The sequence below is a fragment of the Bradyrhizobium sp. UFLA05-109 genome (assembly GCF_054185165.1).
In genome coordinates this window covers 57,820-75,619 of the sequence record NZ_JBBIAR010000007.1, presented here as the reverse complement: position 1 = coordinate 75,619, position 17,800 = coordinate 57,820, and the positions used below count along the sequence as shown (strand labels likewise).

General features: G+C 64.4%; 18 protein-coding genes. 11 read left to right on the top strand and 7 right to left on the bottom strand.

Annotation, left to right across the window (positions count from 1 at the left end):
• Positions 1-54: 54 nt before the first annotated feature.
• The 7 genes from dnaJ (at position 55) to Q3C01_RS06690 (ending at position 5,319) form a co-directional block, all read left to right on the top strand.
• Positions 55-1,188 carry a molecular chaperone DnaJ gene (dnaJ, locus tag Q3C01_RS06720; protein WP_458144538.1) on the top strand — a complete coding sequence of 378 codons (1,134 nt, stop codon included), beginning with the start codon at positions 55-57 and terminating at the stop codon, positions 1,186-1,188.
• A gap of 88 nt (positions 1,189-1,276) precedes the next feature.
• Positions 1,277-1,876: a class I SAM-dependent methyltransferase gene (locus tag Q3C01_RS06715; RefSeq protein WP_458144537.1), complete on the top strand. Its 600-nt coding sequence runs from the start codon at positions 1,277-1,279 to the stop codon at positions 1,874-1,876.
• Between the two features lie 57 nt (positions 1,877-1,933).
• Entirely contained in the window at positions 1,934-2,512 is a 579-nt protein-coding gene (locus Q3C01_RS06710; protein WP_458144536.1) for an NADPH-dependent FMN reductase, read from the top strand.
• Positions 2,513-2,518: 6 nt separating this feature from the next.
• Positions 2,519-3,229, top strand: coding sequence for an orotidine-5'-phosphate decarboxylase (gene pyrF / locus Q3C01_RS06705; RefSeq protein WP_458144535.1), 711 nt, complete (start codon positions 2,519-2,521; stop codon positions 3,227-3,229).
• Positions 3,230-3,249: 20 nt separating this feature from the next.
• Positions 3,250-3,558 (top strand): DUF1330 domain-containing protein, encoded by a 309-nt coding sequence (locus tag Q3C01_RS06700; protein ID WP_458144534.1) that lies wholly within the window; start codon positions 3,250-3,252, stop codon positions 3,556-3,558.
• A gap of 291 nt (positions 3,559-3,849) precedes the next feature.
• A complete protein-coding gene (dapB, locus tag Q3C01_RS06695; RefSeq protein WP_458144533.1) occupies positions 3,850-4,665 on the top strand; it encodes a 4-hydroxy-tetrahydrodipicolinate reductase in 816 nt (271 codons plus the stop codon).
• A 30-nt stretch (positions 4,666-4,695) separates the two neighbouring features.
• On the top strand, positions 4,696-5,319 hold the full coding sequence (locus tag Q3C01_RS06690) for a 2,3-bisphosphoglycerate-dependent phosphoglycerate mutase (RefSeq protein ID WP_458144532.1): 624 nt from the start codon (positions 4,696-4,698) through the stop codon (positions 5,317-5,319).
• 109 nt (positions 5,320-5,428) lie between these two features.
• Here the strand turns inward: Q3C01_RS06690 and Q3C01_RS06685 are convergent, their stop codons facing one another.
• Positions 5,429-6,325, bottom strand: coding sequence for a methylated-DNA--[protein]-cysteine S-methyltransferase (locus Q3C01_RS06685; protein WP_458144531.1), 897 nt, complete (start codon positions 6,323-6,325; stop codon positions 5,429-5,431).
• A 54-nt stretch (positions 6,326-6,379) separates the two neighbouring features.
• Positions 6,380-6,898, bottom strand: a complete 519-nt coding sequence (locus Q3C01_RS06680) for a DUF2244 domain-containing protein (RefSeq protein WP_458144530.1) — start codon at positions 6,896-6,898, stop codon at positions 6,380-6,382.
• A gap of 22 nt (positions 6,899-6,920) precedes the next feature.
• On the opposite strand from Q3C01_RS06680, the gene nth reads away from it, so the two are divergent.
• The gene (nth, locus tag Q3C01_RS06675; RefSeq protein WP_458144529.1) at positions 6,921-7,709 is read left to right on the top strand and encodes an endonuclease III; all 789 of its coding nucleotides are present in this window, start codon (positions 6,921-6,923) and stop codon (positions 7,707-7,709) included.
• 236 nt (positions 7,710-7,945) lie between these two features.
• Here the strand turns inward: nth and Q3C01_RS06670 are convergent, their stop codons facing one another.
• The 3 genes from Q3C01_RS06670 to Q3C01_RS06660 all read right to left on the bottom strand — a co-directional run bounded on the left by Q3C01_RS06670 (position 7,946) and on the right by Q3C01_RS06660 (position 10,735).
• Positions 7,946-8,392: a hypothetical protein gene (locus Q3C01_RS06670; protein ID WP_458144528.1), complete on the bottom strand. Its 447-nt coding sequence runs from the start codon at positions 8,390-8,392 to the stop codon at positions 7,946-7,948.
• A 244-nt stretch (positions 8,393-8,636) separates the two neighbouring features.
• Complete coding sequence (locus tag Q3C01_RS06665) at positions 8,637-9,377, bottom strand: sulfate transporter family protein (RefSeq protein WP_458144527.1); 741 nt, start codon at positions 9,375-9,377, stop codon at positions 8,637-8,639.
• Positions 9,378-9,562: 185 nt separating this feature from the next.
• The gene (locus Q3C01_RS06660) at positions 9,563-10,735 is read right to left on the bottom strand and encodes a phosphorylase family protein (protein WP_458144526.1); all 1,173 of its coding nucleotides are present in this window, start codon (positions 10,733-10,735) and stop codon (positions 9,563-9,565) included.
• 270 nt (positions 10,736-11,005) lie between these two features.
• Here Q3C01_RS06660 and Q3C01_RS06655 point away from each other — a divergent pair, with 270 nt between their 5' ends.
• Both Q3C01_RS06655 and trpS read left to right on the top strand, forming a co-directional pair.
• On the top strand, positions 11,006-12,649 hold the full coding sequence (locus Q3C01_RS06655; protein ID WP_458144525.1) for a S53 family peptidase: 1,644 nt from the start codon (positions 11,006-11,008) through the stop codon (positions 12,647-12,649).
• Positions 12,650-13,007: 358 nt separating this feature from the next.
• Complete coding sequence (trpS, locus tag Q3C01_RS06650) at positions 13,008-14,036, top strand: tryptophan--tRNA ligase (protein ID WP_458144524.1); 1,029 nt, start codon at positions 13,008-13,010, stop codon at positions 14,034-14,036.
• 223 nt (positions 14,037-14,259) lie between these two features.
• Here trpS and nikR read toward each other — a convergent pair whose 3' ends face one another.
• Positions 14,260-14,706: a nickel-responsive transcriptional regulator NikR gene (gene nikR, locus Q3C01_RS06645; RefSeq protein WP_458144523.1), complete on the bottom strand. Its 447-nt coding sequence runs from the start codon at positions 14,704-14,706 to the stop codon at positions 14,260-14,262.
• Positions 14,707-14,957: 251 nt separating this feature from the next.
• Positions 14,958-17,411, bottom strand: a complete 2,454-nt coding sequence (locus Q3C01_RS06640) for a heavy metal translocating P-type ATPase (protein WP_458144522.1) — start codon at positions 17,409-17,411, stop codon at positions 14,958-14,960.
• A 63-nt stretch (positions 17,412-17,474) separates the two neighbouring features.
• Between Q3C01_RS06640 and Q3C01_RS06635 the strand changes: the two genes are divergently transcribed.
• Positions 17,475-17,750, top strand: a complete 276-nt coding sequence (locus Q3C01_RS06635; RefSeq protein ID WP_449383216.1) for a metal-sensitive transcriptional regulator — start codon at positions 17,475-17,477, stop codon at positions 17,748-17,750.
• Positions 17,751-17,800 lie beyond the last annotated feature (50 nt).

The window sequence follows — 17,800 nt, the reverse complement described above, 5'->3', positions numbered from 1 at the left end:
TCGTCGCGTGGCGACGCTGTTTTGTCCCGGCCTGAACGACCGACCGAGCTCACAATGTCCACCAAGCGCTGCTACTACGAAACCCTCGAAGTCGAACGCGACGCCGACGATTCCGTATTGAAATCGTCCTTCCGCAAGCTCGCGATGAAATTCCACCCCGACCGCAATCCCGGGGACGACAGCAGCGAAGTTCGCTTCAAGGAGATCAACGAGGCCTATGAGGTCCTGAAGGACAAGGACAAGCGCGCGGCCTATGACCGTTATGGCCACGCGGCCTTCGAGCAGGGCGGCGGCTTCGGCGGCGGTGGCGCCGGTTTCGGCGCCGGCTTTGCCTCCTCCTTCTCCGACATTTTCGAGGACCTGTTCGGCATGGCCGGACAGCGCGGCCGTGGCGGCCGCGAGCGCGGGGCCGACCTGCGCTACAACATGGAGATCACGCTCGAGGAAGCCTTTGGTGGCAAGACCGCGCAGATCGAGATCCCGGTCTCCGTCACCTGCGAATCCTGCTCGGGTACCGGCGCCAAGGCCGGCACCAAGCCGAAGACCTGCTCGACCTGCGCCGGCGCCGGCCGCGTGCGGCAGTCGCAGGGCTTCTTCACGCTGGAGCGCACATGCCCGGGTTGCCAGGGCCGCGGCCAGATGATCGAGGACGCCTGCCCGTCCTGCGCCGGGCAAGGCCGCGTCACGCGCGAGCGGACGCTGTCGGTCAATATCCCCCAGGGCGTCGAGGACGGCACGCGGATCAGGCTCGCCGGCGAAGGCGAGGCAGGGGTGCGCGGCGGTCCGTCCGGCGATCTCTACATTTTCCTGTCGCTGTCCCAGCACCAGTTCTTCCAGCGCGATGGTGCCGATCTGCATTGTCGTGTACCGATCTCGATGGTCACGGCGGCCCTTGGCGGCGAGTTCGAGGTGCCGACCATCGACAAGGGCAAGTCCAAGGTGAAGATTCCGGCCGGAACCCAGTCCGGCCGCCGATTCCGCATTGCATCAAAGGGCATGCCGGTGCTGCGCTCGCGCCAGATGGGCGACATGTACGTCCAGGTCGCCGTCGAGACGCCGCAAAATCTCACCAAGAAGCAGCAGGAATTGCTGGCCGAGTTCGAAAAACTCTCCTCCGGTGCGACCCAGCCGGAATCCGCGGGCTTCTTCGCCAAGGTCAAGGATTTCTTCGGTAATCGGGCGAATTGACTCGGCTTGACCGTATCGTTCGCGGCCTATACGTCTTTATGACCATTTTCTGACACGCCGCGGCGACGCGGTCCCGTCCGGTCCTGACATGCCCATGCAATCGTCCGTGCGCGCGTTGAAGAAGCCCCGTCTCGACGACGAGGTACGCTTTCTCCGGTCGTGGATTGAAAAGCCGCTGCACATGGGTGCCGTGATGCCGTCGGGGCGACTGCTTGCCCGCACCATGGCGCAATATGTCGATGTCGATTCGGACGCGCCGGTGGTCGAGCTCGGGCCCGGCACCGGCGCCATCACCTCCGCGCTGGTCGAGCGCGGCATTGACCAGAAGCGCCTCGTCCTCGTCGAATACAATCCCGGTTTCTGCGCGCTGCTGCGCGACCGCTATCCGCAAGCTACGGTGGTGCAGGGCGATGCCTACCGCCTGCGCGACACGCTCTGGAAAGTGCTGGGCGCACCCGCCTCGGCCGTTGTCTCCGGCCTGCCGCTGGTCACCAAGCCGATGTTCACGCGCCTGCGGCTCATTCGCGATTCCTTCGCCGCGCTCGCGCCCGGCGCGCCCTTCGTGCAGTTCACCTATTCGGTGGTGCCGCCGATCCCGAAATCGCTGCCCGGCGTGTCCACAGAGGCCTCGGAACGGATCTGGATGAACCTTCCGCCGGCCCGCGTCTGGGTGTATCGCAAAGACTAATTCCGCCGGCTTTCGTCTTCGCGCGGCGGACCCTTTTCGCCGAACGCGTTTTTCTGGATGCCCGCACCCAAGATCCTGGTCATTCCCGGCTCGCTGCGCACCGGCTCGCACAATGCGAAGCTGGCGGCGGTCGCCGCTTATGAATTCGCGCAAGCCGGCGTCGACGTCACCCGAGTCTCGCTCGCCGACTTCCCGCTGCCGATCTATGACGGCGACCTCCAGGCGAAATCCGGCGTGCCCAAGCACGCCGTCAATCTCAAGCGCATGATCGGCGCGCATCAGGGCGTGTTGATCGTGACGCCGGAGTACAACGCCTCCGTGCCGCCACTGCTGAAGAATGCGATCGACTGGGTCAGTCGTGTGCAGGACCCGCATGAAGCGCGCGGGGAGGTGTTCCGGGGTCGTGCCTTCGCCATCGCCGGCGCCTCGCAGAGCCGTCTCGGCGGCGCGCGTGCGCTCCAGGCGCTGCGATTGATCCTGACCTCCTGCCACGCCAATGTGATTGCCAGCCAGCTCGCGCTCGGCTTTGCCGACCAGGCCTATGACGATATGGACAGGCTGAAGAACGAGGGCGATATCGCCGCGTTGCAGGACCTGGTGCGGCAACTGATCGACATTTCCCAACGCATGATGTGAGGTGACATGACGCAAGCCGAAATCGCCCCCCGCGACCGCCTGATCGTCGCGCTCGACCTGCCGAGCCCGGACCTGGCGGAGGCGATGATCAATCGGCTCGGCGACAGCGTCACCTTCTACAAGATCGGCTATCGGCTCACTTATGCCGGCGGCTTGCCGCTGGTCGGCAAGCTCGCGGACCGCGGCAAGAAAGTGTTCCTCGATCTCAAGCTGCACGACATCGGCAATACCGTGATGCAGGGCGTCCAGAGCATCAGCAAACTCGGCGCGACCTTCCTCACGGTGCACGCCTATCCGCAGACCATGAAGGCGGCGGTCGAAGGGCGCGGGTCGTCCGCCCTGAAGATTCTCGGCGTGACCGTGCTGACCTCCTACAACGATGACGATCTGCATGCGGCCGGCTACCGGCTCGGCGTCTCCGAGCTGGTCGAGGCGCGCGCGCAGCAGGCCCAGGTGCTCGGCGTCGACGGGATCGTCTGCGCGCCCGAGGAAGCCGGTAGCCTGCGCAAGATCGTCGGCCACCAGATGAACCTCGTCACGCCCGGCATCCGTCCCGCAGGCTCGGCGACCGGTGACCAAAAGCGCATCATGACGCCGGGACGCGCGATTGCCGCGGGCGCCGACTATCTCGTGGTCGGACGCCCGGTCGTCGAGGCCGCAGATCCCAAGGCGACTGCCGAGGCCATCCAGGCCGAGATCGCGCAGGCGCTGACCTGAACATCACAAGGAGAAGAAGAATGGCAGCAAAAGGCTACTGGATCGGGCGCGTCGACGTTCACAATGACGAGGGCTACAAGCCCTATGCGGCCGCAAATCTCGCGATCTTCAAGAAGTTCGGCGGACGCTATGTCGTTCGCGGCGGCAAGTTCACCAGCGTCGAGGGCCAGAGCCGCGCACGCAACGTCGTGATCGAATTCCCCGACTACGAGACCGCGCTCGCCTGCTACAACTCGCCGGAGTACCAGGCCAACATCAAGGTGCGCCAGCCGCACTCGATCGCCGACCTCATCGTCATCGAAGGCTACGACGGCCCGCAGCCGTCGTAGGGTTCTTCACAGCGTCGATCCGTGGCGCCGTCTTAACCCTCCCCTGGAGGGGTCCGAGACGAGCGTAGCTCGCTCGAGGGTCGGCACGCGATTGAGCGAAGCGAGATTGCGTGACGGGGTGGGGTGATCTCTCAACTCGGGCACGGTTCGTCGCGGAGGGACCGTCACCCCACCCCGCTCGCGCTGCGCGCGATCGACCCTCCCCCTCCAGGGGAGGGTAAGAGCACCAGCCCCCTCGGTTGCCGGAACAGCATCCCCCCGCTACAACGGGCTCGCGAAGAGGATCACATCATGTCCGACATGCGCTTGATTGTTGCGGGAGCCGGTGGCCGGATGGGCCGGACGTTGACGCGTGCGATTGCCGAGACCGAGGGTGCGGTGCTTGCAGGCGCGCTGGAGGCGCCGGGCTCGGAACTCCTGGGCAAGGATTCCGGCGTGCTCGCAGGCTTGCCGGCCAATGGCGTGCAACTCTCGGCCGATCTCTGGGCGATGTCGGCAGAGGCCGATGGCATTCTCGACTTCACGGTGCCGGCCGCGACCATCGCCAATGTCGCGATCGCCGCGCAGCGCGGCCTCGTTCACGTCATCGGCACGACTGGCCTCTCGGCGTCGGACGACGCGGTGATCAAGAGCGTCACCAACCGTGCCGTCGTCGTCAAATCCGGCAATATGAGCCTCGGCGTCAATCTGCTCACCGCGCTGGTCAAGCGCGTGGCGCAGTCGCTGGGCGACAATTTCGATATCGAAATCGTGGAAACGCACCACCGTGCCAAGGTCGATGCGCCTTCGGGCACGGCGCTGATGTTGGGTGAAGCCGCAGCGAGCGGCCGCGGCATTTCGCTGAAGGATCATTCGGCGCGCGGTCGCGACGGTATCACGGGCGCGCGCCACTCCGGCGACATCGGCTTTGCCTCGCTGCGCGGCGGCACCGCGGCCGGTGATCACAGCGTGAGCTTTTTCGGCCCCTTCGAGCGGCTGACACTGTCGCATCATGCCGAGGACCGGATGCTGTTCGCCCATGGCGCGCTGAAGGCGGCGCTGTGGGCCCATGGCAAGAAGCCGGGCCTTTACTCGATGGCCGATGTGCTCGGTCTGGGCGATACCTGATCAATCGAACGCAACGAACGGAAAGCAGGAATGAGCGAACGTCTTCTCGTGCTCGTGCGCCACGGCCAGAGCGAATGGAATTTGAAGAACCTGTTCACGGGATGGAAGGATCCCGATCTCACCGAGCAGGGCGTGGCGGAAGCCAAGGACGCCGGTCGCAAGCTGAAGGCGAAAGGACTCGTCTTCGACGTCGCCTTCACCTCGGTGCTGTCGCGCGCCCAGCACACGCTCGATCTCATTCTCACCGAGCTCGGCCAGACCGGCCTGCCCACGTCAAAGGACCTCGCGCTGAACGAGCGCGACTATGGTGATCTCTCCGGCCTCAACAAGGATGATGCGCGCAAGAAATGGGGTGAGGAGCAGGTCCACGTCTGGCGCCGCTCCTACGACGTGCCGCCGCCCGGCGGCGAAAGCCTGAAGGACACGCTCGCGCGCGCCCTGCCTTACTACGTACAGGAGATCCTGCCGGGCGTGCTCAACGGCAAGCGCACGCTGGTCGCCGCCCACGGCAACTCGCTGCGTGCACTGATCATGGTGCTCGAAAAGCTCTCGCCCGAGGGCATTTTGAAGCGCGAGCTCGCGACCGGCGTGCCGATCATCTACCGACTCAATGCGGATTCGACGGTGGAGTCGAAGCTGGATCTGGCGGGGTAGCAAATTAACAACGTTGTCATTCCGGGGCGCCCGAAGGGCGAACCCGGAATCCCGAGATTCCGGGTTCGATGCTACGCATCGCCCCGGAATGACGGAGTAGGTGGCGCAGCTACTGCACCCCGAGCTGCCCCGCCTCCCAGCCCAGCATCGCCTGCTTGCGGGTGACGCCCCAGTGATAGCCGGTGAGCTTGCCGTCCTTGCCGAGTGCACGATGGCAGGGCACGACGAAGGAGACGGGGTTCTTGCCGACCGCGGCACCGACGGCGCGCGAAGCCTTCGGGCTGTTGATCTTGCAGGCGATGTCCGAATAGGACACCGCGCGTCCCATCGGGATCTTCAGCAGCGTCTCCCACACCCGCACCTCGAAATCGGTGCCGATCATGACCACACGCAGCGGCTGGTCCGGCCGCCACAGTTTCGTGTCGAAGATACGCTGGGCGAGCGGCGCGGTGCCCTCATGGTCCTCGACGTAAGTGGCGTTTGGCCAGCGCCGCGTCATGTCGGCGAGTGCGGCGTGCTCCTCGCCGGGATCGGCGAAGGCAAGCCCCGACAATCCGCGATTGGTCGCGATCACGATCGCGGTGCCGAAGGGGCAGGGATGGAAACCGTAGCGCAAGGTCAGGCCGGCGCCGCCGTTCTTCCATTCGCCCGGCGACATCGCTTCGTGGGTGACGAAGAGATCGTGCAGCCGCCCCGGGCCCGAGAGGCCTGAGTCGAGTGCGGCGTCGAGGATGCTTGCGGAATCGCGCAGCAGGTGCTTGGCGTGGTCGAGCGTCAGCGCCTGCATGAAGGCTTTTGGCGTGATCGACGCCCAGCGGCGGAACAGGTGGTGCAGCTCGTCCGGCGTGACGCCGGCCGCGTCCGCCATCGCCTCGATGGTTGGCTGCGCGCGCCAGTTCTCCGAGATGAAGGCGATCGCGCGGCGCACGGAATCATAGTCCCGCAGCGCGGCGTTCTGGTGGCCCGGCCTGGCCAGGCGCTGGTCATGTATGGCGAGTGTCATCATGACCGGAAATGTAGGAGGAGGAGGCGCTCCAAACCACCCGATTTCTGACAGAGTTCACGCGATCGGGTTGTAGGTCGGGCCACGCCTGGCGGCATTCAGGGCGTCGATTAAGGCTTTGGCAAAGCTTGCCTTTTCCTCCGGGCCCAAGAAGCTGGCGATCGAGACGCTGCGGCCCCGCGACACCAGATAGAGCCGTTCGAGGCCATACTCCTCGTCCGCCTCCTGCTCGAGCCGGACCCAGAGCGGATTGAACACCCACTCGGCGACATGGCCGCGATGGCTGACCCGCCGCACGCGTAATTCGGAAACCGTGACCACGATCTCCTCGCTCGCCCGCGCGGCGCGGAAATTGACCTTGAAGGCCCACCAGATCACCAGCACGTCGAGGCCGAAAAAGCCGAACACCGGCCAGGCGCCCATCATCAGGAAGACGATCCCGGTCACAAAGCTGACGGCGCTGAGGAACAGCATCACGGCAAGAAAGCCGGTGCGGTTCAGCGAGCGATGTGGCGTCAGCAGCGCGGAGAAGATCTGCACCTCGCTCTCGCGCTCAAATTCGTTGCCTGTGTTCATGGCCTGTCAGTATATCCCGGTCATGGCAAAAATCACCCGCAAGGCGGCCGTCCGCAAATCCCCTGCGCCGAAGAAGGCAAAGACGAAAGCCACCAAGCCCGCGCGGGCCGCAAAGACATCGCTCGAGGCCACAAAGCCCAAGACGATGCCCAAGCCAAAGCTCAAGGCGATGAAACCCTGGACGCCGGCCGAGATCCACGAGGTCTTTTCTCGCTTCCGCAAGGCCAATCCTGAGCCGAAGGGGGAGCTCGAGCATCTCAATCCCTTCACGCTGCTCGTTGCCGTCGTGCTGTCGGCCCAGGCCACCGACGCCGGGGTCAACAAGGCAACGCGCGAATTGTTTCAGGTCGCCGACACCCCGCAAAAGATGCTCGATCTCGGCGAGGAGCGCCTCCGCGAGTACATCAAGACCATCGGCCTCTACCGCACCAAGGCGAAGAACGTGATCGCGCTGTCGGCCAAGCTGCTGACCGATTTCGGCGGCGAGGTGCCGCGCACGCGTGCTGAGATCGAGTCGCTGCCGGGCGCGGGGCGCAAGACCGCCAATGTCGTGCTCAACATGGCCTTCGGCGAGCACACGATGGCGGTCGACACGCACGTCTTTCGCGTCGGCAACCGCACGGGCCTTGCGCCCGGCAAGACACCGCTCGAGGTCGAGCTCGGTCTCGAAAAGGTGATCCCGGCCGAGTTCATGCTGCATGCCCATCATTGGCTCATCCTGCACGGCCGCTATACTTGCCTCGCGCGCAAGCCGCGTTGCGAGGTATGCCTGATCAACGATCTCTGCCGGTGGCCGGAGAAGACGGTCTGAGCAAGGTTTCTCCGTCATTCCGGGCGATGCTCCGGGTCGCGCTCGCGCGATCCCGTCGCATCGCCCGGAATGACGATGGTAAGAACTGCATTCGCGGCATGATTTCGGGGTGCGGAAACCTCACGGTCAGCCAGGGCATTGCTGCTCGTGACCCGACCGCAAGCCAACTGTCGCCCGGCTCGCGCGCGAGTCCGGGAGGGTACTGGTCAACCTGTTCGTGCGCGGCGGCGTGCGGATCAGGCGATACTTCTGCCCTCCATCATCCGGAGTTTGACAGTTTCGCAAGTCTTGCGAACATCCTCCGTAAACAGCGCACATTCTTCGATGCGCTTGAAAATCTTCTTGGCTTCCTCGCGATATGAGGCCGCAGTATCTCGCATGAAGGCAATCGTGGTGTGCACCTCGGCGGTCATCGCCTCGCATTTTTTTGCCGCGCTGATCAACTCGGTCCCCATAGCTTCGATCTCTTTGGCCGCGGCCTCATAGTCGCGCACAACCGCCTCGGCAGTGAGTTGGCCTACACGCGAAACCCCATCTCGATGCTCGACGTAGTCAGGCAATGACTCGGATAGAGGCGGTGGGACAACCCAGCCGGGCGACCCGGGCAAAGCCGCCGTGACATCTGCTTCAAGCCTGGCCAGATCTACTGACTTGTTTCTCGGAAATCTTTCGATGTTTGCCATGGATCAATTCTCCTAATGGACTCTACCCTCAGGAAATGGAGCCGATGCGCGAGAGATTCCGGACAACTGTTCGCAGGCCCCGCCATTCCGCGGGATCGCCTCGGACTGGCGAGCTGATTGAGAATCCTGATTCGTGGCGAAAGATCCGCAAAACTACGGCGATGGTCCATCGTGGGGACGTTCTCCTCGGGCGTCCACTTTCAGGCTAAGGCCCCGATCGTCCGCTTCTGGCGATCGCTCGCCGTCAACGCATCGACCGCGCCGGCTCGATCAGCTCAGGCCGCCGCCCCGACAGGCGCTTGTGCATGTGGACCATGAAGGCCATGCCGAAGATCGGCGTCGCCAGGTTGACGATCGGGATCGACACGAAGGCGGCGATGATCAGGCCCGCAGCGAAGATGGTCGCAGCGTTATCGCGCCGCATCGCCTTGGCGTCCTCCGGCGGGCGGAAGCGCATGGCGGCAAGCTCGAAATATTCGCGGCCCAGAAGCCATGCGGTGGCGAGGAAGAAGATCAGGAAGCCGGCGCCGGCGAGGAACACGAAGGGCAGCACGATCAGATAGACCAGGATGGTCAGCAGTGCCGTCTTGACGCCCTCATGGATGGCCATGGTGAACGGCAGTGCGACGCCCGGTCGCTCGGCCGGATAGTGCTCGCGCTCGACATGATCGGCGACGTCGTCGACGAACAGGCTCGCCACCAGCGAGGTGATCGCGGGCATCAGGAGGATGCCGCCGAACACCACGCCAAGACCGGCCGCGATCGAGACGATCCAGGCCAGCACCTCCAGCGCGGAGTGCCAGCCGGGACCGAGCAGCCCCTCGAGCCACGCCTCGCCATAGGTGGCAAACCAGCTGAGCAGTCGCTGCAAGCCGATCGCCAGCACGGTGATCAGCACGAGCGCGACGCCGATCGAGCGCCACAGGATCGAGCGCATCGGCGGTGAGATGATCTGCGACAGCGCCTTGACGGCGGCATCAAGCATCGGGGTACCTCTCAGGAGAATTCGCCCGCGAGAGGTAGCCATGCCGACCTCTTTCGGCAAGGGAGGCTGACGAGTGAGGCTGGCCTGCCGCGCGTGCGGCCTACAGCATGATCCGGAAAAGTGTGTAGCGGTTTTCCGAAAAGATCATGCTCAAACAACAACCTAAAGCGCAATCTCATCGCGCTTTAGTGTTCGGCCGCGATGCTGGCCCAGCAGGTGATGGCGCTGCAGACCGAGCTCCAGCGGCCGAACCCCTTGTAGATCTGGGCTGCGACCTGTTCCTGCTGCTTCAGCGTGCCCTCGGCCTTGATCTGCGGGTCGGAGACGTTGCGGATCGCAAGCCAGCGCGGCGCCTTCGCGCCCATGTCGTTGGCGACGAGCCCGAGGATCGCATCGCCCATCTCGGAGACGTCACCGAGGCCCTGGAGATGGAAGTGATTGTCCGAGGTGTCGAAGCCGAAGAAGTCGGTAGTGACCACGGACGAGCTCAATCCACTTGGCTTCACCACGAAGATTTTTGGCGGCCGCGTATTGTCCTTCGGCAGTTGTCCGGCATTGGCCTTGAACAGCGTCCTGGCCTCTGCAAAGCGCGTCGTCTTCGCCGACTTGCTCGAAAAATGCTCCTGCGCGAACGGCTGCTTCTTGAATTTCGACAGGCAGTCGAAGCGAACGATCGGGCTGACGATGACGTCGCCGACCTCGACCTGCTTGCCGATGCCGCCGGCGGTTCCCGTGGTGATGACGAGCGAGGGTTGCACCTCCTGGATGATCTGGCGCCAGACGTCGATGTTCGGCAATTGCGGACCGTCCTGCGACATGTGCGAATCGGACTTGAAGATCACGACCTTCTTCTTGCCGATCGTCGTGGTCCAGTAGGTCCCGAGCCGCTTCAGCTCCATGGCGGGGCAGCCGTTGCGCATCTTCTTCGAGATGGTCGCGAAATTGTGCTTGTAGGGCAGGTAGTCGTTGCGGGAGTCCTTGCCCGGCGTCAGCACGCGGCTCAGCGCATGGCCCTCGTCGACCGTCCAGGTCACCACGAGTACGTCCGCGCGCGGCAACGGGCTGTTGCCGTTGCCCTTCGGCTTCGGCCCGGTCTGCGGCGCCAGGCCCTTCGGCCAGGGAATGTCGGTGAAGCGCGACAGTCCGGTCGCCGTCGAGAAGGCCATGAACTCGCGGCCCGCGGGCGATTCCGAATCGAAGTCGATGATCTCGCGCTGAAAATCTTCCGGAGAAACTTTTACGGACCGCTTCACCGCTGCGTCCGCCAGACGCTTGACCGCGAAGGTATCTCGCGGCGGCGGCGTCGTGATCGGATCGAAACCCAGATTTCTCTGAACCCATTTGCGATCAGCCAGCATCGCTCAACTCCTGCGCAATTGATTTTGACAGTATCTTCCATTGGTCGGCCAAGCGGACCGACGGTTGCAATTTTAAATCGAGTTCGCGGATATCCATTGGTCTGAGCCACTGACCAATTCCGTTCCGGATTGAGGATGTCGATCTTTTGATCGGTATAACAAAGGTATTTCTGAAAAAAGATCGTCCAATATCTGAACCAATTTCGATCGCAGATTACACCTATAGTTGAATACCGGCAATCGCCCTTCCAATCACAAACGGAGGAAGTCATGGCAGGCACGATCAAACGCGTGGCACTGGCGGACAGCGCACGAAAGTTGCCGAAAGGGGCCAAGCTGGTTGGCGCGGCCGATCCCAAGCAGGAGATCGAGATCAGTGTCCGCCTGCGCGCCAAGCGCTCCGACGATGAGACCGTGATGGCGCTGGGTGCGCAACTGCCGCGAGAACGGCAATATCTTTCCCGCGCCGAATTTGCCGAGCAGATGGGCGCCGATCCCGCTGATGTCGCCAAGATCGACAATTTTGCGCATCACAACGATCTCAACGTCAAGAGCGTGCATCTGGCCTCGCGCACGGTGAAGCTGACCGGCACGGTGAAGGCGCTGAGCGCGGCCTTCGGCGTCAAGCTCAACAAGGTCAAGCACGAGGGCGCGACCTATCGGATGCGCAAGGGCAGCGTGCAGATTCCGGCTGAGCTCGAGGGGATCGTCATCGGCGTGCACGGGCTCGACAATCGTCCGGTCGCGCGTCCGCACTTCCGGCGCAAGCGGATCGGACGGGCGGCGATCGCGCACGCGGCGCAGAGCCGCAGCTTCTCGGTCGAGCAGGTCGCCCAGCTCTACAGCTTCCCGGACGGCGAGACCGGCGCCGGTCAGTGCATCGCCATCATCGAGCTCAACGACATCGACCAGAAGGGCAAGCCGACGGGAGCCGGCTACAAGACGTCGGACCTGAAGACGTTCTTCAAGAAAGCGGGAATCCCGATGCCGCAGATCGCGCCGGCGAGCGTCGATGGCGGCGCCAACAAGCCCGGCCACTCCGAGGCCGACGGCGAGGTCGTGCTGGATATCGAGGTCGCAGGCGCCATCGCGCCGGGGGCCAGGATCGTGGTCTATTTCGCGCCCAACACCACCAACGGCTTCATCGATGCGGTCAAGGCGGCAGTCCACGACAGTGCGCGAAAACCGTCGGTGATCTCGATCAGCTGGGGCGGCCCGGAGGACCCGGCAGGTTCGCAGCAATTCGTCGATGGCCTGAACGAGGCGATCCGCGACGCAGCCGCAATGGGCGTCACCGTCTGTGTCGCGTCCGGCGACAACGGCTCAGCCGACATGGGCGAGGGATGGGACGGCAAGCCGCATGCCGATTTCCCGGCGTCGAGCCCGTTTGCGCTGGCCTGCGGCGGTACCAACCTCAAGGCGTCGAATGGCCAGATCCAGGAGGTGGTCTGGAATGGCGGGCCGCAGGATGGAGCTGGCGGCGGCGGCGTCAGCGTCGTGTTCGCACAGCCAAAGTACCAGGCCAACGCCCATGTCCCGAAATCGCCGACGCATCACGGCGGACGCGGCGTGCCCGATATCGCGGGCGACGCCGATCCGGCGACCGGCTATCAGATCTTCCTCAACGGCGCCGGCGCCACGATCGGCGGCACCAGCGCGGTGGCCCCACTGATGGCCGGGTTGATCGCGCGGATCAATGAGGCGACGACCAAGAAGTTCGGCAAGACGGTCGGTTTCATCAATCCGCTGATCTACGCAACCAGCGCGAAAGGTGCGTTCCGCGACATCACCAGTGGCAACAACGACATCACCGGTCAGTTGCACGGCATGTACAAGGCAGGCCCCGGCTGGGATGCCTGCTCCGGTCTCGGCGTTCCCAACGGCACGGCGCTGCAGGATCTGCTGGCGGCGTGATTCAGGCTGCCCTCTCCCCGCCCGTCGCGGGGAGAGGGGCGCCTCCTCTGCGTCATTGCGAGCGCAGCGAAGCAATCCAGACCGCCTCCGTGGAAAGACTCTGGATTGCTTCGTCGCAAGTGCTCCTCGCAATGACGGATGTGGCGTCGGTATCGAGCGCCTTGCCGATGAACCCGAGTTATGCGAGGAGATGCTCATGACCGATCCGATGACCCCATCCATCTGCACCTGGTGGCGCTCCTTCTGAAGGAGCGGCGCGTCGTCATGTCTTTCATTCGACCATCGCCGCCGTGTTCGGCATGGTCGTCATTCAAGAACCCTCTGTCGAAGCGCGGCGGCTCCAATTCCGGAGACGTCAATGCTTTCCTCTGCGCATGAAAAGCCGATCATCAAGCCGATCATCCTGACCGGTGATCGCCCCACCGGTCCGTTGCATCTCGGGCACTATGCGGGCTCGCTCCGAAACCGCGTCGCCCTGCAACGGTCGCACCGGCAATTCGTCCTCATCGCCGACGGCCAGGCGCTGACCGACAATGCCGATGATCCCGACAAGGTGAGGCGGAATATCATCGAGGTGGCGCTGGACTATCTCGCCGTCGGCATCGATCCCCGCGAGACGACGATCTGCCTGCAATCGGCACTGCCGGCGCTGGCGGAGCTGTCGCTGCTCTATCTGAACTTCGTCACCGTGGCGCGGCTGGAGCGTAACCCGACGGTCAAGGCGGAAATCCAGATGCGGGGCTTCGAGCGCGACATCCCGGCCGGCTTCCTCTGCTATCCCGTCGCGCAGGCCGCAGACATCACCGCGTTCAGGGCGAGTGTCGTTCCCGTGGGGGAAGATCAGGCGCCGATGATCGAGCAGACCAACGAGATCGTGCGGCGGATCAATCGCCAGGCCGGACGCGAGCTGCTGCCCGAAGCCGAGGCGATGATCCCGACCACGGGGCGGCTTCCCGGCATCGACGGCCGGGCGAAGATGAGCAAGTCGCTGGGCAATAGCATCGCGCTGTCGGCATCCCCGGACGAGATTCGCGAGGCCGTGCGCAAGATGTACACAGATCCCGGACATGTCAGGGCCAGCGACCCCGGACAGGTCGAGGGCAATGTCGTCTTCACCTATCTCGATGCATTCGCCGAGGATCAGGCCGAAGTGGATGACCTGAAGGCGCACTATCGGGCCGGGGGCCTCGGCGACGTCGCGGTCAAGAGACGCCTGGAGGACATCTTGCAAGCCTTGCTCGTGCCGATTCGCGAACGTCGGCACCGGCTCGCGCGGGATCGATCCTACGTGCTCGCAGAGCTACGGAGGGGTACCGAACGCGCGAAAGGGATCACTCGGGCGACGCTGGACGAGGTCAAGGCAGGCTTGGGGTTATTCGTGTTCTGACGCGAGGTCTGCCTGAAGGCGGCGTGAAGCCGCGTGCGCGCTGCTTTTCCTTCTCCCCTTGCGGGAGAAGGTGGCGCGAAGCGCCGGATGAGGGGTGTCTCTCCGCGAATTCAACTGCAGAGGACTCACCCGCGGAGAGAGACCCCTCACCCGGCTTCGCTTTTGCGAAGCCACCCTCTCCCACAAGGGGAGAGGGTGCAGCGTGCACGCCGCTAGGGCCAAGTCACCCACGCTTATGCGCGTGCTTGCGCGGCTTCGCCTGCTTACCCTCTCCCGTCGGGATCATCACCACGCGGCCATAGCGTACGCCGCGTTCGGCGATGATATGGTCGGCGAAATGCTTGACCTCGTCGGCGAATCCCCTCAGCGCCGTCATCTCCATGCAATTGTCGTCGTCGAGATGGACGTGCAGCGTGGCGAGCGCGAGGTCGTGATGGCCGTGGAATTCCTGCACCAGGCGCTTTGAAAGATCGCGCGCCGCGTGGTCATAGACGTAGACGAGCCCGGCGACGCAGGGACCCGTCTGCGCGGTGTCTTCGGCCGTCTGCTGCAGCCCCGCCCGGGCGAGGTCGCGGATGATCTCCGAGCGATTCTGGTAGCCGCGAGCCTGCGCCGCCGCATCTATCTCCGCCAGCAAATCGTCCTCGATCGTGATCGTAATCCGCTCCATCACATGTTCTCCCCGCGTGCCGCTTGGCCGTTAAAGCATGACCCGGAAAAGTGCGAAGCGGTTTTCCGAAAAGATCATGCGCAAACAACAATCTGAAGCGCGATGACGATTCGTCCTAATCTCATCGCGCTTTAGTGCTTAGCCCGGATGGCGCGAAGCGCAATCCGGGACGACATCGGCATGTGGACAGAACCCGGATTTCGCTTCGCTCCATCCGGGCTACACACATCTTGCCTCGCCGCGCAAGCGGGTCACAGCCGTGTTGCGCGAAGCCGCAGCGCGTTGCCGACGACGCTGACCGACGACAGCGCCATCGCGGCGGCCGCGATGATCGGTGACAGCAGGATACCGAAGGCCGGGTAGAGGATGCCGGCCGCGATCGGGATGCCGGCCGCATTGTAGATGAAGGCGAAGAACAGGTTTTGCCGGATGTTGCGCATCGTCGCCTGCGACAGTTTCCGCGCGCGAACGATGCCGGTGAGATCACCCTTGAGCAGGGTGACGCCGGCGCTTTCCATGGCCACATCCGTGCCCGTGCCCATGGCGATGCCGACCTCGGCCGCCGCCAGCGCCGGCGCGTCGTTGACGCCGTCGCCGGCCATCGCGACGGTGTGGCCCGATGTCTGAAGCCTGGTCACGACCGCGCTCTTCTGATCCGGCAGCACCTCGGCTTCGACGTCGGCGATGCCGAGCCTGCGCGCGACGGCCTCTGCCGTGGTGCGGTTGTCGCCCGTCAGCATGATCACCTTGATGCCCTCGGCGGCGAGATCCCTGAGCGCCTGCGGGGTCGACGCCTTGACCGGATCGGCGATCGCGAACAGCCCGGCCAGCCTACCGTCGATGGCAATGTTGATGACGGTGGCGCCGTCCTGGCGCAGCCGCTCTGCTTCCGGAGCGAGCGGCATCGTGTCGATGCCGATCGAGCCGAGATATATTGCATTGCCGAGCACGATGGCCTTGCCTTCGACCTTGCCGGTCGCGCCCCTGCCGGTCGGCGAATCGAACTGCCCGACCGCGCCGAGGCTGAGCTGCTTCTCCTTCGCGGCGCGCAGAATCGCATCGGCCAGCGGGTGCTCGCTGGCGCGCTCGACGCTGGCAGCAAGGCGCAGGATGTCATCCTCGGCAAAGCCCTCCGCCGGAACGATCGTGACCACCTTCGGCTTGCCTTCGGTCAGCGTGCCGGTCTTGTCGACCACGAGCGTGTCGATCTTTTCCATCCGCTCGAGCGCTTCGGCGTTCTTGATCAGGACGCCTGCCTGCGCGCCGCGGCCGACGCCAACCATGATCGACATCGGGGTTGCGAGGCCCAATGCGCATGGGCAGGCGATGATGAGCACGCTGACGGCCGCGACCAGGCCAAAGGCGAGCCGCGGCTCCGGCCCGAACCAGGCCCATGCGGCAAAGGCGATGATGGCGACGGCGATCACCGTCGGCACGAACCAGCCGGCGACCTGGTCGGCGAGACGCTGGATCGGCGCGCGCGAGCGCTGGGCGTCGGCGACCATCTGCACGATCTGCGACAGCAGCGTCTCGCGCCCGACCTTTTCGGCGCGCATGATGAAGCTGCCTGACTGGTTCAGCGTGCCGGCGATGACCTTGGCGCCGACGTCCTTGGTGACCGGCATCGATTCGCCGGTGACGAGGGATTCATCGAGCGAGGAACGCCCCTCCAGCAAAATGCCGTCGACCGGCACCTTCTCGCCGGGGCGGACGCGCAAGCGGTCGCCGGCATGAAGCGTGTCGATCTCGACCTCGTGCTCGCTGCCATCAGGCTCGACGCGCCGCGCGGTCTTCGGCGCGAGTTGGAGCAGCGCCTTGATCGCGCCTGACGTCGCGTCGCGGGCGCGCAGCTCCAGCATCTGGCCGAGCAGCACCAGCACGGTGATGACAGCGGCCGCCTCGAAATAGACCGCAACCGCCCCCTCATGACCCCTGAAGGTCGCGGGGAAGATCTGCGGCGCCAGCGTGCCGAACAGGCTGTAGACGTAGGCAACGCCCGTGCCCATCGCGATCAGCGTGAACATGTTGAGGTTGCGCGTGACCAGCGATTGCCAGCCGCGCACGAAGAATGGCCAGCCGGCCCACAGCACCACGGGCGTGGCGAACGCGAGCTGGATCCAGTTCGAGAGCGTCGGATCGATCCAGTTGTGCGGGCCCGCAAGATGGCCACCCATCTCGAGCACGACCGCGGGCAGGGTCAGCGCTCCGCCGATCCAGAACCGCCGCGTCATGTCGGCGAGCTCGGGATTGGGACCGGTGTCGAGGCTCACCACGTCCGGCTCCAGCGCCATGCCGCAGATCGGGCAGCTTCCGGGGCCGACCTGGCGGATCTCGGGATGCATAGGGCAGGTGTAGGTCGTGCCCGCGGGCATTTCGGGCTCGGATGCCTTTTCCTTCGCAAGATACTTGGCGGGATCGGCCGCGAATTTGGTGCGGCAGCCGGCGGAGCAGAAATGGAAGGTCTCGCCGTGATGTTCGAAGCGGTGCTTCGATGTTGCGGGATCGACCGTCATGCCGCAGACGGGATCGCGCACCTTGTCGCCGGACGCGGTGTGATGGTGATGGGCGTGGCCGGCTTGATCGCCATGGCTGGCGCAGCAGGATGACGCCGCGGGCTTTTCGAGTGGCGGGGCAGCCTTGGCCGAACAGCCGCATCCGGAGTGCTCTGCGGTCGTGTCGACCCGCTTGTGTTCGGTTTCGTTCATTCCAGCGCTCCGGCCTCGGTTCAGGTGCTTGCAACCCATACCCGGTAGGGGTATATAGACGTCATGCGCAAGGACATCAAGGCATCCGTCGGCAAACGTCTCGGCCGGATCGAAGGGCAGGTCCGCGGCCTCTCGAAGATGGTCGAGGAGGATCGCTATTGCATCGACATCGTGACGCAGATCTCGGCGGTGCGCGCCGCGCTGCGCCGGGTCGAGGAGGAGATCCTGAAAGACCACGTCGCGCATTGCGTCGAGCATGCGATCTCGAGCGGCAGCAAGACGGATCAGCGGGAAAAGATCGCGGAGTTGATGGCGGTGATCAGTCGCGCGGAACGGTAGTTCCCCTTTCCCCGTCATTGCGAGCGCAGCGAAGCAATCCAGAATCCCTC